The organism is Ruegeria sp. AM5, assembly GCF_056540645.1.
Map to the genome: position 1 here is coordinate 265,651 of NZ_JBQFXC010000001.1, position 12,878 is coordinate 278,528.

The window sequence follows — 12,878 nt, forward strand, 5'->3', positions numbered from 1 at the left end:
GCTGTGTTACAGGGCTTCCGAACCGGTTTCGCCGGTGCGGATACGAATGGCTTGTTCGATAGGTGAGACAAAGATTTTTCCGTCCCCGATCTTGTCGGTCTTTGCGGCGCCAACGATGGCTTCGATCGCTGCGTCAACCTGATCATCATCAAGGACGACCTCGACCTTTACCTTGGGTAGAAAGTCGACAACATATTCTGCGCCGCGATAAAGTTCGGTGTGACCTTTCTGGCGACCAAAGCCTTTCACCTCGACCACGCTGAGGCCCTGGACTCCCACGTCCTGCAGCGCCTCTTTCACTTCGTCCAGTTTGAACGGCTTGATGATCGCTTCGATCTTTTTCATTCCGGTTCACCTTGTGTGGTTGTCTTGATGGCAATGATCACGTCTAAGATCGAGCGGCAATGGAACCGCGAATTTGGTCGCCTTGTGGTGCTGCGAAATCGTGCAATGGGTTAAATTTTGATCGATGTGCACAAAATGTAATCAGAATTGAATCGCGTGAGGGCGCAATATGGCAGAGTTGCTGACAGCGGCACAGATGCGGACGATCGAAAAATCCGCGATTGAGTCCGGTGACGTGAGCGGACTGGAGCTGATGGAGCGGGCGGGGCGCGGTGTTCTTCAAGCCGTATTTGAAGAATGGCCAGAGCTGCAGCGGGGGCCAGCCCCCGCACCCCCGAGGTATTTGGGGCCAGATGAAGAGGATCCGCTGCGTGCGGTAATTCTTTGCGGGCCGGGAAATAACGGGGGGGATGGATTTGTTGTTGCACGCTTGCTGCGGGAGCGCGGCTGGGAGGTGGCGGCATTTCTTCTTGGTGATCCGGCGAAGCTGCCACCAGATGCGCGTGTGAATCATGACAGGTGGGGCGAATTGGGGGAGGTTCAACCATTTTCCGAAGTGTTTGCCGCGCATCAAGGGGCTGACCTTTATGTCGATGCGTTATTCGGGACGGGCTTACAGCGACCGCTTGAGGGTGATGTTCTAAAATGGGCAGAAATGACTGCCTCGGATCCAGCCATCGCCGAAAAGACAGTATCCGTTGATATGCCGTCTGGCCTGTGTTCCGATAGTGGGCGTGAGCTGGCCCCGGGGACCGCGACGGTTCAGGCCAGGCTCACGGTATCGTTTCATACTGCAAAGCTGGGGCATTATCTGGGGCTGGGGCCGGTCAGAAGTGGCCGATTGGTCGTCAAGGACATTGGTTTGGAGGAGGGAGTTCAGGGCGCGGTCAAACTGGTGACCACACCGGATGCTGATTTTTCGAAGGCAACTGCCTTACACAAATATGCGCATGGGCATGCCTTGATTATTAGCGGAGGTGCGGGGGCAACCGGCGCAGCAAGGCTGGCGGCACGTGGTGCATTACGCATCGGGGCCGGATTGGTGACGCTGGGTGTTCCACCCTCGGCTCAGATGGAGGTTGCCAGTCACATCACTGCGCTGATGCTGCAGCGGGTCCAGAGCGGCGATGATCTGATGGAAGTCCTGATGGATGCGCGGTTGAATGCACTATGCCTCGGTCCTGGTTTGGGGCTGGCGCGTGCGCAGGAGCTGGTTCCTGCGGCGCTGGCCTCGGGGCGTCCCGCAGTGCTGGACGCGGATGCTTTGACGGCGTTTGCTGATGCGCCAGAGGTGCTGTTGGACATGCTCCATGACAGATGTGTTCTAACACCGCACGGGGGCGAGTTTGCGCGATTGTTCCCGGAGATCTCCGAAAAGCTCTCGGTCAAGCCGGGCAAAGGGCCGGCTTATTCCAAAGTGGATGCCGTGCGTGAGGCGACCAAGCAGGCTGGCTGTGTGGTACTATACAAGGGCCCTGACACGGTGATTGCTGCACCGGATGGGCAATGTGCGATCAATGCGGCGCTGTTTGACCGGGCGGCGCCCTGGCTGGCGACAGCAGGGTCGGGCGATGTGCTTGGCGGGTTCATAACGGGACTACTGGCGCGGAGCTTCAACCCGATGGCTGCAGCCAAGACCGCAGCTTGGTTACATGTGGAATGCGCCAGGCAATTTGGGCCGGGGTTGATTGCTGAAGATCTGCCGGAACAATTGCCAGCGGTATTCGCACGGCTTGAAATAAATGGGTCATAGGCAAATATTGGCCGATCGCGGGTCAAAGCGGCAATGTTTCGCCTTATGATTTACCTGTGCGCATAACGGGTGTTTGCAAGCTGCAACACGCAGCGCAAGAATTGTCTTGCAGGTTAGCTGGGTGCTGCTTTCGAACTAGGTCAAAATATTGATTATAAAACGCTTTCCCTGAAGGTCCCCGCTTCCGCCTGTGGCAGAAATGCAATGCCGGGCTAATAAGCTTTAGCAATCATTGGAACCGTTAATCCAGGTGCGCATATCGGCAATATCTAAAAAAACTGACCCATCTATGGTGAATGACATGACAGTGAATTTTAAGCTGACTTCGATAGCCGCGGCGCTTGTCGCAACAACGGCAATCCCCGCCGCCGCCGAACTGAAATACGAAAACAACACGGGCGGTTATGTCCTGCTTTATGGTCAGTTGCACCCGGCCTTAATCTCGGTTGACGACGGTGAAGAGACCGAAACGCGCGTTCTGGACAATGACCTGTCAAACAGCCGCGTCGGTTTGGAACTGTTGCAGCCCTTCGGCAACAACGATTTCACCTTCCGTTTTGAAACCGGGCTTGGTCTGCCAAGCTCGAGCGAGTGGAACCAGCTGGGCACAGATTTCAGCGGCTGGACCCGTGAAGATATCCGTCACGTGGATTTCGCACTTGCCGGTGACTGGGGCAAATTCTCGGCCGGTCAGGGCAGCATGGTGGCCGATGGCGCTGCCGAAGTGGATCTGTCTTACGTTGGAACTGCGCTGTATTCCTTTACCAACGATGAAAATGGCGGGTTCTTCTATCGCGGTACTGACGGTTTGCTGAGCGACATCACCGTTGGCGATTCCAGCAGCAACTTTGACGGTGCGCGCCGTGGCCGCGTTCGGTATGACACGCCGGAGTTCAGCGGTTTTAAGGCCGGCATCGCCTATGGTCAGAACATTCTGTCCAGCAGCGATGACGATGACTATTACGATATCGGCCTTCGCTATAACAACACCTTCGGCGGCGGGGTTGAATTTGCAGCGGCGGTTGCATACTCGGTGCGTTCGGCTGACGATGGATCGGGGGACCGCAAGGATACGATCGGGTCGGCCTCGGTTATGCTGCAAAACGGCCTGAGCTTCACCGTAGCCGCCGGTACGCGGGACAATGACGCGGATGGTGCGTCTGACCCGAACTACTTCTACGGCAAGATTGCCTATGAGGATCAGTGGGTATCCTGGGGTAAAACCGGTATCGGGATCGACTATTACTCGGGCTCGGACTTCGTAAATGACGGTTCCAGCACCGATGCTTGGGGCATCGCTGTTGTTCAGCGTATCGACAGCATCAATACAGATGCATATCTGAAATACCGCAATCACGATTTCGAAGATGGCGCTTCGTTCGACAACAACGAGGCGTGGGTGCTGGGGGCCCGCTGGAGGTTCTGATTTCTCAGCTTTCGATGATCGAACGCTCCGGCCTGTGCCGGGGCGTTTTTTCGTCTGTAATAGGGGTAAAACCAGCCTGAAAGGGCCTTTGCCTCTTGCACGCAGGCGGCTGTGCAAATAGAAGGCGTCAAATTTGCCCGGCGCGCCCGTTTTGCGCGCCCCGAATCCTATGGGGACTACCAAAATGCAGGTTACCGAGACGCTGAACGAAGGTCTGAAGCGCGGCTACAACATCGTTGTGACCGCAGCCGAGCTGGACGACAAGGTCAACGAGAAACTAACCGAAGCGCAGCCCGAGGTTGAAATGAAGGGTTTCCGCAAAGGCAAGGTGCCGATGGCTCTGCTGAAAAAGCAGTTCGGCCAGCGCTTGCTTGGCGAAGCGATGCAAGAAACCATCGACGGTGCGATGAACAAGCACTTTGAGGACAGCGGCGAACGTCCTGCGTTGCAGCCCGAGGTCAAGATGACCAACGAGGACTGGAAAGAAGGCGACGACGTAGAAGTTGCGATGTCCTACGAAGCGCTGCCTGAGATTCCGGAAGTTGACCTGAAATCGGTTGAACTGGAGAAGCTGGTTGTCAAAGCGGACGACGCAGCCGTGGAAGAAGCGCTGAACAACCTGGCCGAGACCGCGCAGAACTTCAAAGCGCGCCGTAAGGGTTCGAAAGCCAAGGACGGTGACCAGATCGTGTTCGACTTTGTTGGTAAGGTTGACGGCGAAGAGTTCGAAGGCGGTTCGGCTGAAGATTACCCGCTGGTTCTGGGCTCGAACAGCTTCATCCCCGGCTTTGAAGAGCAGTTGGTCGGTGTGAAGGCCGAGGAAGAAAAAGACGTCAACGTCACCTTCCCCGAAGAATACGGTGCTGAGCATCTGGCCGGCAAAGACGCCGTTTTCACCTGCACCATCAAAGAGGTGAAAGAGCCGGTCGCGGCTGAGGTCGACGACGAGTTGGCCAAGAAATTTGGTGCCGAAGATCTGGCTGGGTTGAAGGCACAGATCGCCGAGCGTCTGGAAGCCGAATATGCTGGTGCGTCCCGTGCAGTTATGAAGCGCGCTTTGTTGGACGTGCTGGACGAGAAAGTCTCGTTCGACCTGCCGCCGTCACTGGTAGAAGCCGAAGCCAAGCAGATCGCACACCAGCTGTGGCACGAGGAAAACCCTGACGTTGAAGGTCACGATCACGATCCGATCGAACCAACCGACGAGCATAACAAGCTTGCCGAACGCCGCGTGCGTCTAGGCCTGCTGCTTGCCGAACTGGGCCAGAAGGCCGAGGTTGAGGTGACCGACTCGGAAATGACACAGGCGATCATGAACCAGGCGCGTCAGTACCCGGGCCAGGAGCGCCAGTTCTTTGAATTTGTGCAGCAGAACGCCCAAATGCAGCAGCAGCTGCGTGCGCCTATCTTTGAAGACAAGGTTGTCGACTATGTCTTCGAGCTGGCTCAGGTCGCGGACAAAGAGGTCAGCAAAGACGACCTGCAGAAAGCCGTTGAGGCACTGGAAGAGGAATAATCCTCTTCCTTCCCCCCCCAATTGGGGTCACAAAAAAGCGGAGCCGTCTCGAATTAGACGGCTCCGCATGGGTGGCTTTGTACTATGAGGTGAGGGGGTCAGGCCTCATGAGCAAAAGCACGGGGGGTCTGTAACAGAGCGGTCTTCTGCTCTGGGGTGAATGTATCGGTCAGCGCTTCGATCAGTTTCAGCACTGCCTGCCTTTCTTCTTCCGTCTTGGCCGCACTCATCTGTTCGACAAAGTACTTCTCAAGATCGGTGAGCGGCTTGTGGTCGCGATTTGCGGGGCTGAGTTTCTCGGCCTTTTTGGCCTCGAAGAACTCCAACGCCTTTTCTTCTTCGATAAAGACATCGTGGTGGATGTCAGCAAATTCACGAAGGCCCGAAATCCGTTCTTCGCTACAGTCCAGCAGGGCCGCCATCGCTGGCACCTTACCCATCGGAACGGTCTCGCCTACATAGTCGTAGGGTGCACAGTTCGAGCGTTTCAGGACGCGGTTCATAACCGGGTCAATCACGGTGATGATGTCCTGAATACCCGCGCTGCGGCAGTATTCCAGTGATCCGATCATCAACTCACAGGTCGCATAAGAGACCGAGTTTTTCTCTTTGCCTCGGGTCAGTCGCTGCGTGTCGACACAGAAGCGGGTCGATTCCCACATGGTCGCGCTGCGCATCGGCGCTTCGCCGCATAAGATATCCGAGAACACATCCGAAAGCATGTGCGGGCCGGTGGTCTGGAGTGCACGTACTGCGGCTACGACGTTCCCCTCATCGTCGAGACCGATTACATATGCAGGATCCAGGTGATCGAATTGATCGATTTCCTTGCCGTCTTCGATGTTAACGTCCCAACCAAGTCGCCCACCAAAGACCCGAGCGCGCAGTTCGAACATATCGTCAAGAACTTCGGTGAACAGATGTCTGTTCAGCCCATCAACTACCAAAATCATGTTAACCCCCTTCGAGTGATCTGTCTGTGGATAAGACGTTACCCGGTTTCCACAGCGAATCTATTGGGGGTTTCCCGTAATATTGGCTTTTTTTAGCCCAATTTTGGCAAAATTTGGCTTTATCCTGGGTAGATTAAGCCGATTCCGATGGCGCGACCGACGGCCTGTGGAGTCGTCAGTGCATTAAGCTTTTCGCGAGAAGAGCGCAAGTGCACCTCAACCGTACGGTGCGAAATCGACAGAATATCGCCGATATCCTGCTGTGATTTGCCTGCTGCGGCCCATTGCAAAATCTCCAACTCGCGGCTGGAGAGGGTCGGGTGGTACAGCATTCGGCTGATTGTATCCGACGTCATGACGTTGTCATGAATGTGTACGGCCAAAGATTGCAGGTCACTTATCACGTTGGGCACCAGTTTCTTCCACTCTTCCCGGCTGCATTCACGCACGGCGCTGAGCAGGCCGATATCTCCGTAGGGCCCGCGCACAGGAATCGTAATGCCCTGATCTGGAATACCAAAATCATGGGCATCACGGAAAACGCGTTGGAAATCCTTGCCGCGTTCCAGACGGCTCCAATCAACCGGGGCGATGCTGCGCTGGCTCATGTGCAGCGTCGGATCGATCAGGTGCAGGCCTTGCTCTTGATAGTGGGTTTTCCAGTCGTCCCCATAGGTCACGTGGCCGTGGATTGTCCCCGCAGCAGGGTTCATACCCGCGTAAGCTGCGTGGTCCATTTCGTATTTGTCACAGACCTGACGCAGGAACTCGTCATACCGAGTATCCTGTTCGGGAAGAGTGCTGAGATCAACAATATCCATACGGTAACGACCAGTTAGACCCGAGTGAGCGGGCGGATCCCCTTGGCCAGGAAAATGATACTGTCTTCCCTGACGTCAAGCAGGACATCACATTTCGCTTGTTAAGACAAGAAGATGTGGGAAATGTCTGCCTTTTGTAGGTAAATGTGCCTTTCGGGCACACAATTACGCACCTACAAAATGAAATAACGTCAGAGTTGTGCAGTGGGTCATGGGATTCGCCGTAGCATTTCGATAGTTATGTATGTGCATTATATTTGAAATGCGCATTAAACATGCCTATTCTGTGGCGGAAACTAGGCCCGTCTCAACCAGCATGCCCCTGGCCTTTGCTTCGGGCCAATATCCTTTGGCATATAGAAAAATGGCACGTTGCTGATCACCATCAGACAAAAGCCAGGCGCCGCGCAGGTATTTTCCCGCAAACTCCAGATTGGTATCGGCGTCCAGCAAACCTTGGGCGTTTCCGGTATAGCCCATTGATCGCGCGGTGGCAGGAAGGATTTGCAGCAGCCCGTAGTAGGGCCGGTTCACCGCCCACGGCCGGTGGGTGCTTTCACGGATGGCAAGCTTGTGCACCAACTCCCGCGGGAGCTCATAGTGGTCGGCCCATTTATTGATCGAGGCGCGAAGCTCAGGGGTTTCATTGGGGTAAAGGGGCGGATCGAACGTTTCGCCGGCACCCGAACTGCCGGGGCCGCCACAAGCTGCAAGCGGTGCCATAAGCAACAAGGTCAAGACGCTGCGGCGAAGGAGGGGGGTCATGTAAATACTCCGGATTGCGAAGGGCGATGATATGAAACCTTCGGCGGTCTGCAAGATCAGACGAACAATCGGGCCGAATTTTGCTTGCGATGTAACAAAATGAAAAAGGGCCGCGCAAAAGCGCGGCCCTTTGATATTTGATAGGTAGTCAGATCAGGCTTTTGCTTCGTCTTCTTCGGCCGGAGCTTCTTCAGCAACCAGATCTTCGTCTTCCGAAGCGGCAGAGCCGATATCGTCGAACAGTTCGGCGATTTCGAATTCAGCAGCGGCTTCTTCTTCAGCAGCCAGTTCCTGAATCGATTTGCCCGACGCCTGCAGTTCGGCTTCTTCCTCCGAACGGGCGACGTTCATTTTGATCTCGACTTCGACCTCGGGGTGCAGGTTGACTGCGACCGAGTGCAGACCCAGTTCCTTAATCGGAGCGATCAGGGCAATCTGTTTCTTGTCGACGGTGAAACCAGCTTCGGTTGCAGCGTCTGCGGCGTCACGCGGGGTGACCGAACCGTACAGAGCGCCGGCATCCGATGCCGAGCGAATCACGATGAACTGCTGACCGTCCAGCTTTTCAGCCAGCGCTTCAGCTTCTTTCTTGGTTTCCAGGTTGCGTGCCTCAAGTTGGGCTTTCTGGGCTTCGAACGACGCGATGTTGGCGTTCGATGCGCTCAGCGCTTTGCCTTGGGGCAGCAGGAAGTTGCGGGCGTAGCCGGGCTTGACGTCAACGACGTCGCCCATCTGACCCAGTTTCGCAACGCGTTCCAGAAGGATAACTTGCATGTCAGTCTCTCCTTACTTCACGGCGTAGGGCAGCAGGGCGAGGAAGCGGGCGCGCTTGATAGCACGGGCCAGTTCACGCTGCTTTTTCGCCGAAACGGCGGTAATGCGCGAAGGTACGATCTTGCCACGCTCAGAGATGTAGCGCTGCAGCAGACGAGTGTCTTTGTAGTCGATTTTCGGCGCGTTCTCACCCGAGAACGGGCAGACCTTGCGGCGGCGGAAAAATGGTTTTGCGGCCATGGTTTATGTCCTTTCGTCAGGCGTTGATCAGCGGCGCTCGCGGCGGCCTTCGCGCTCATCGCGCTTCTGCATCTGGACCGAGGGGCCCTCGGCATGCTCGTCGACCTTGATGGTCAGAACGCGCATCACGTCATCATGCAGGCGCATCAGGCGTTCCATTTCCTGAACCGCACCCGAAGGGGCATCGGTTTTCAGGAAGGCATAGTGGCCTTTGCGGTTCTTGTTGATCTTGTAAGCCATCGTCTTGACGCCCCAGTACTCGCTTTCGACGACGTTGCCGCCGTTGTCAGCCAGAACTGTGCCGAAATGTTCGACAAGGCTTTCTGCCTGCGCGTTGGACAAATCCTGACGCGCGATCATTACATGCTCATACAGTGGCATGTGCACTCCTGTTTATATCAAGGCGCATTTCAAAGGCGGGGCCATATGGTCCTTCGCGACCCTGCCACGAGAGGCTGCGCGATTCATAACTCCTGCGAAGGATGGCTCCGTATACACGTTTGAGCGGGCGGGGCAAGCCCTGCCACATATGCCTTTGTGAAGTCGCCCTATTTCCACTGGTGCGCCCAATTCCTGACGCTTTTCGCCCCGAGGTTGTTCATGAAGCCGGGAGAACCCGGTAGATTGGAAAACATAGACAGGGCAAGACAATGGCCGTCATGAACACAAACACTTTTGAACAATCGACGCCTGCTGCGGTATTTGATAAATCCGTCCCCGTTCTGATTACGTTTGCGCCGAATTGGCGGGCTCGGATGTTTCTTCTGCGTGCCGTTGGTGTCTTTCTGATCGTGTCGGCCTTTTCGATGTGGTTGATGCCGGGTTCGGTTATGGGGGCCGAGGTTTGGCCTATCAAGTTGGTCGCTTCACTGATGTTCCTGATTGTTGGCGTCAGCCTGCTGACCATCGAGGTGATGGATGCGCGCCCAGACGCCTATTTTGACCCAATCCGCCGCGAGGTTCGCATTCTGCAGAAAAACGAAAACGGTCGGCCGCAAACGGTATTGCGCCGCAGCTACGACTCGCTGGGTGGCGCGCGTTTCGCTGACGACCAGGTCGAACTGTACGATGTAGACGGAAGCCTGCTGATGAAGCTACCACTGGAATCGGCGGATGTTGGCTCAGCGCTCAAAGGTCAACTCAGCCAAAACGTAACAATTTTCGCCTGATTTTTATTCTGTTCAAAAAGGAACAGAAGTTGTGAATCAAAAAAACTTGTGTGCCGCCCTTGGGCGGCACATTTTCGTAGGTGAGCAACCCACCCGGTTTGCAACAACACCATTGCGGAGATTGTTATGAAATCCACCCTTATTGCTGCTGCTTTGGCCGTATCGGCGACCACAGCATTCGCCAGTGCTGAAAAATACGTTTTGGACTCCAGCCATAGCCAGGTCATCTTCAGTTGGAACCACCTTGGCTTTTCGACCACCACGGGCATGTTTTCGGGCTTTGAGGGCGAAATCATGTTTGATCAGGAAGACCCGGCAGCATCGAGCGTGACTGTTTCGATGCCGGTCGTTGAGATGATCACCGGTTGGAAACCGCGCGAAGATCACTTCATGACCGAAGATTTCTTTGGCGCAGCCGAAGGTGATCTGGTGACCTTCACTTCAACTGGTATCGAGGTCACTGGCGAGAACACAGCCAACATCACCGGTGATCTGACCATGAATGGTGTCACCAAATCCGTGGTTCTGGATGCCAAGCTGAACCAAGTGGGTGAACACCCGATGGCGGGCAAGCCATGGGCCGGATTTGACGCCACCACAACGCTGGTGCGCAGCGATTTTGATTTGGGCCAATTCGCTCCATTCGTGGGTGATGAGGTCGAGGTCAAGATTTCGATCGAGGCACAGAAGGCCGACTAATCCCTTCATGATCCCAAAAAGAAACCGTCGGGGTTATGCGCCCCGGCGGTTTTTTATTTGTTGTCGCGTTCTGCCGTCAATTCGACTGCCACGATAACCGTGAACCCCAACGAATCTTCGGTGGGTTGCGATGTTCCAACGTCGAAATCCATTCGGTTGAGTTCCAGATTCCCCGACATCGTCGCTGCATCGTCGGCCAGTTCCAGCGTAAATGGCAGGACGACATCGATAGATTTGTCCCGGATTGTCAGAGGTCCTCGCGCCTCATAACCCGCATCCGTTTTGAACAGGTCGGCCTTAAATTGAGCCGTAGGAAACTGCGCACTGTCAAAGAAATCCGCACCCATCGCTTGGTCGGTGACTGTGCCGAGGCTGAGTGAGCCAATGGCAATCGTTACATCGACGGAACCGGCCAATCCCGGCTCGGCGGGATCCTCAAACGCTATCGCTGCAGTCCAGTCAGCAAACTCGCCGCTTACGGGACTGCCCAATTGCGAGATAGTAATCGACAGGGATCCGTCTTCGACCTCCCATTCCGATTGAACTTGCGCAAGTTCGGCCGTGTCTTCGGTTGCTTTGGACTGGTCGTCAAAGACACCGGTGGACCAACCTCCGACCAGCACCGCGCCCCAGATTGCCAAGGCGGCGAAGGCGGGAACAATGGAATGGTGCTGCGCCGGGGGTTCCGGCGCGTCCGATTGGCCGGGCAGCATACGGCGCAGGGTGCTGTCTTTATCCACGACATGGTGTTTCAGCGCGCCCGCTATGTGCAGCACGAGTGCCACACCCAGGGCCCAGACGAAAAGCCAATGCAGGCTGGCGCTGATGTCTGCAAGGAAAGCTGACTTCGGAATAAGCGGCAGGTTCTGACCAAGGGGCCATAGGATCGGCGCGAAGCCGTCGGTGGCGGCGTGGTGGATCCAGCCGCTGAGCGGAGCCAGAACAAGCGAGCCGTACAGCAGCCAGTGCACAGTTTCGGCGGCGAAGGCCTCGGGTTTGTTTTCAGCGTTCAGCAAGCCCGGCTTCTTCTGGGTAACAGCCCAAAGGATTCGGGCCAGTGCGACGAAGAACACGGTAACACCAATGGTTTTGTGCAGTGAAAACAGCTGGGCGGCGCGGGCGATGTCATCCTCGGTCGTGGGAATGCTCGGATCGTAAATCGCATGGGCCAATTGGTTCGCGAACCAGCCCAGCGGCAGAGCCGTCAGGATCAATAGCGCGGTCAGCCAGTGAAATGCTTTGGTTACACCACCATAGCTGGACCGGGTGTTGGTAAGGGGCATCGATTGGCTCTCCGAGTTTCTGAGTTGAGGGTAAGTTAAATGGATGCCGTGTGGACACAAGACAGAGAAATGCACAGTAAAGGTGTCCTGATGCAGAACGCATGCAATGCTTGTGCCGCGCCGATTGTCAGTTTAAACCCCGCCGAAATCTGACGTCACGCAAGAGGCACCAATGACACGCGCGTTTGTTTTCCCCGGGCAGGGCGCCCAGACCATCGGAATGGGCAAGGCCTTGGCTGAGGCATATCCAGCCGCCCGCGCCGTTTTCGATGAGGTCGATGAGGCCTTGGGCGAAAAACTGAGCGATCTAATCTGGGACGGCGATATCGCAGAGCTGACCCTGACTCAGAATGCACAGCCCGCGCTGATGGCAACCTCGATGGCCGCAATGCGCGCACTTGAGGCCGAAGGCGTTTTGATTTCAATGGCATCTTATGTGGCGGGTCACTCGCTGGGTGAATACTCGGCGCTGGCTGCGGCCGGAGCCTTGACGGTTGCCGATACTGCCCGCCTGCTGCGGACGCGCGGGCAGGCGATGCAAAGTGCAGTGCCGGTGGGCGAGGGCGCAATGGCCGCCATTCTGGGGCTCGATCTTGAAGCGGTGCGCGCCGTTGCGGAAGAGGCCGCGCAAGATGAGGTCTGTCAGGCTGCCAATGACAATGACCCAACCCAAGTAGTCGTTTCTGGTTCAAAAGCCGCTGTTGAGCGCGCAGCCGAGATCGCCAAGGAAAAAGGTGCCAAGCGTGCAATTATGTTGCCGGTAAGTGCTCCATTTCACTGTGCGCTGATGCAGCCTGCGGCAGATGTAATGGCAGAGGCATTGGCTTCGGTTGAAATCAAAGCGCCTGCCGTGCCTTTGGTTGCGAATGTTCGCGCCGAAGCTGTGGCTGATCCAGATATGATCCGTCAGTTGCTGGTGGAACAGGTCACCGGCTCGGTTCGGTGGCGTGAGAGCGTACAGTACATGGTCGCGCAGGGTGTGACCGAAGCGTGGGAGATCGGCGCGGGCAAAGCTCTGTCGGGAATGATCCGCAAGATCGATCGAGCATTGGCGTGCACAGCGGTCGGGACGCCTGAAGATGTACAAAAAGCCGTTAACCCCGGCGCATGAACAAGGGACAGCCGCCGGATTCG

General features: G+C 56.1%; 14 protein-coding genes. 6 read left to right on the top strand and 8 right to left on the bottom strand.

Annotated features, from left to right (window positions below; translation table 11 throughout):
- Window positions 1–6 precede the first annotated feature (6 nt).
- The gene (locus tag ACR0AH_RS01350) at window positions 7–345 is read right to left on the bottom strand and encodes a P-II family nitrogen regulator (RefSeq protein ID WP_170422248.1); all 339 of its coding nucleotides are present in this window, start codon (window positions 343–345) and stop codon (window positions 7–9) included.
- 169 nt (window positions 346–514) lie between these two features.
- Between ACR0AH_RS01350 and ACR0AH_RS01355 the strand changes: the two genes are divergently transcribed.
- The 3 genes from ACR0AH_RS01355 (at window position 515) to tig (ending at window position 5,040) form a co-directional block, all read left to right on the top strand.
- Window positions 515–2,098, top strand: coding sequence for an NAD(P)H-hydrate dehydratase (locus ACR0AH_RS01355; protein WP_480590001.1), 1,584 nt, complete (start codon window positions 515–517; stop codon window positions 2,096–2,098).
- A 301-nt stretch (window positions 2,099–2,399) separates the two neighbouring features.
- The gene (locus ACR0AH_RS01360; RefSeq protein ID WP_170422244.1) at window positions 2,400–3,524 is read left to right on the top strand and encodes a porin; all 1,125 of its coding nucleotides are present in this window, start codon (window positions 2,400–2,402) and stop codon (window positions 3,522–3,524) included.
- A 184-nt stretch (window positions 3,525–3,708) separates the two neighbouring features.
- Complete coding sequence (gene tig / locus ACR0AH_RS01365) at window positions 3,709–5,040, top strand: trigger factor (protein ID WP_170396960.1); 1,332 nt, start codon at window positions 3,709–3,711, stop codon at window positions 5,038–5,040.
- 98 nt (window positions 5,041–5,138) lie between these two features.
- Here the strand turns inward: tig and ACR0AH_RS01370 are convergent, their stop codons facing one another.
- The 6 genes from ACR0AH_RS01370 to rpsF form a co-directional block, all read right to left on the bottom strand.
- Window positions 5,139–5,993 (bottom strand): acyl-homoserine-lactone synthase, encoded by an 855-nt coding sequence (locus ACR0AH_RS01370; protein ID WP_170585193.1) that lies wholly within the window; start codon window positions 5,991–5,993, stop codon window positions 5,139–5,141.
- 119 nt (window positions 5,994–6,112) lie between these two features.
- Complete coding sequence (locus ACR0AH_RS01375) at window positions 6,113–6,814, bottom strand: LuxR family transcriptional regulator (protein WP_170472255.1); 702 nt, start codon at window positions 6,812–6,814, stop codon at window positions 6,113–6,115.
- A gap of 279 nt (window positions 6,815–7,093) precedes the next feature.
- Window positions 7,094–7,579, bottom strand: a complete 486-nt coding sequence (locus ACR0AH_RS01380) for a transglycosylase SLT domain-containing protein (protein ID WP_480590003.1) — start codon at window positions 7,577–7,579, stop codon at window positions 7,094–7,096.
- Window positions 7,580–7,732: 153 nt separating this feature from the next.
- The gene (rplI, locus tag ACR0AH_RS01385; protein ID WP_480590005.1) at window positions 7,733–8,353 is read right to left on the bottom strand and encodes a 50S ribosomal protein L9; all 621 of its coding nucleotides are present in this window, start codon (window positions 8,351–8,353) and stop codon (window positions 7,733–7,735) included.
- A 12-nt stretch (window positions 8,354–8,365) separates the two neighbouring features.
- On the bottom strand, window positions 8,366–8,593 hold the full coding sequence (gene rpsR, locus ACR0AH_RS01390; RefSeq protein ID WP_005608650.1) for a 30S ribosomal protein S18: 228 nt from the start codon (window positions 8,591–8,593) through the stop codon (window positions 8,366–8,368).
- Between the two features lie 27 nt (window positions 8,594–8,620).
- Complete coding sequence (gene rpsF / locus ACR0AH_RS01395; RefSeq protein ID WP_068332653.1) at window positions 8,621–8,974, bottom strand: 30S ribosomal protein S6; 354 nt, start codon at window positions 8,972–8,974, stop codon at window positions 8,621–8,623.
- Window positions 8,975–9,252: 278 nt separating this feature from the next.
- Between rpsF and ACR0AH_RS01400 the strand changes: the two genes are divergently transcribed.
- Complete coding sequence (locus tag ACR0AH_RS01400; protein WP_480459283.1) at window positions 9,253–9,762, top strand: hypothetical protein; 510 nt, start codon at window positions 9,253–9,255, stop codon at window positions 9,760–9,762.
- Between the two features lie 126 nt (window positions 9,763–9,888).
- Window positions 9,889–10,461 carry a YceI family protein gene (locus ACR0AH_RS01405; RefSeq protein WP_170422240.1) on the top strand — a complete coding sequence of 191 codons (573 nt, stop codon included), beginning with the start codon at window positions 9,889–9,891 and terminating at the stop codon, window positions 10,459–10,461.
- 53 nt (window positions 10,462–10,514) lie between these two features.
- Here the strand turns inward: ACR0AH_RS01405 and ACR0AH_RS01410 are convergent, their stop codons facing one another.
- Entirely contained in the window at window positions 10,515–11,744 is a 1,230-nt protein-coding gene (locus ACR0AH_RS01410) for a cytochrome b/b6 domain-containing protein (protein WP_480590007.1), read from the bottom strand.
- 172 nt (window positions 11,745–11,916) lie between these two features.
- On the opposite strand from ACR0AH_RS01410, the gene fabD reads away from it, so the two are divergent.
- Window positions 11,917–12,855, top strand: a complete 939-nt coding sequence (fabD, locus tag ACR0AH_RS01415) for an ACP S-malonyltransferase (RefSeq protein WP_170733385.1) — start codon at window positions 11,917–11,919, stop codon at window positions 12,853–12,855.
- Window positions 12,856–12,878: the final 23 nt, after the last annotated feature.

Excerpts from the sequence above, each read along its gene's own strand:
- ACR0AH_RS01410 (WP_480590007.1), bottom strand. The coding sequence starts at position 11,744 with ATGCCCCTTACCAACACCCGGTCCAGCTATGGTGGTGTAACCAAAGCA.
- ACR0AH_RS01370 (WP_170585193.1), bottom strand. The coding sequence starts at position 5,993 with ATGATTTTGGTAGTTGATGGGCTGAACAGACATCTGTTCACCGAAGTT.
- ACR0AH_RS01355 (WP_480590001.1), top strand. The coding sequence starts at position 515 with ATGGCAGAGTTGCTGACAGCGGCACAGATGCGGACGATCGAAAAATCC.
- ACR0AH_RS01400 (WP_480459283.1), top strand. The coding sequence starts at position 9,253 with ATGAACACAAACACTTTTGAACAATCGACGCCTGCTGCGGTATTTGAT.
- fabD (WP_170733385.1), top strand. The coding sequence starts at position 11,917 with ATGACACGCGCGTTTGTTTTCCCCGGGCAGGGCGCCCAGACCATCGGA.
- rpsR (WP_005608650.1), bottom strand. The coding sequence starts at position 8,593 with ATGGCCGCAAAACCATTTTTCCGCCGCCGCAAGGTCTGCCCGTTCTCG.
- rpsF (WP_068332653.1), bottom strand. The coding sequence starts at position 8,974 with ATGCCACTGTATGAGCATGTAATGATCGCGCGTCAGGATTTGTCCAAC.
- ACR0AH_RS01360 (WP_170422244.1), top strand. The coding sequence starts at position 2,400 with ATGACAGTGAATTTTAAGCTGACTTCGATAGCCGCGGCGCTTGTCGCA.
- ACR0AH_RS01375 (WP_170472255.1), bottom strand. The coding sequence starts at position 6,814 with ATGGATATTGTTGATCTCAGCACTCTTCCCGAACAGGATACTCGGTAT.
- rplI (WP_480590005.1), bottom strand. The coding sequence starts at position 8,353 with ATGCAAGTTATCCTTCTGGAACGCGTTGCGAAACTGGGTCAGATGGGC.
- ACR0AH_RS01405 (WP_170422240.1), top strand. The coding sequence starts at position 9,889 with ATGAAATCCACCCTTATTGCTGCTGCTTTGGCCGTATCGGCGACCACA.
- ACR0AH_RS01350 (WP_170422248.1), bottom strand. The coding sequence starts at position 345 with ATGAAAAAGATCGAAGCGATCATCAAGCCGTTCAAACTGGACGAAGTG.
- tig (WP_170396960.1), top strand. The coding sequence starts at position 3,709 with ATGCAGGTTACCGAGACGCTGAACGAAGGTCTGAAGCGCGGCTACAAC.
- ACR0AH_RS01380 (WP_480590003.1), bottom strand. The coding sequence starts at position 7,579 with ATGACCCCCCTCCTTCGCCGCAGCGTCTTGACCTTGTTGCTTATGGCA.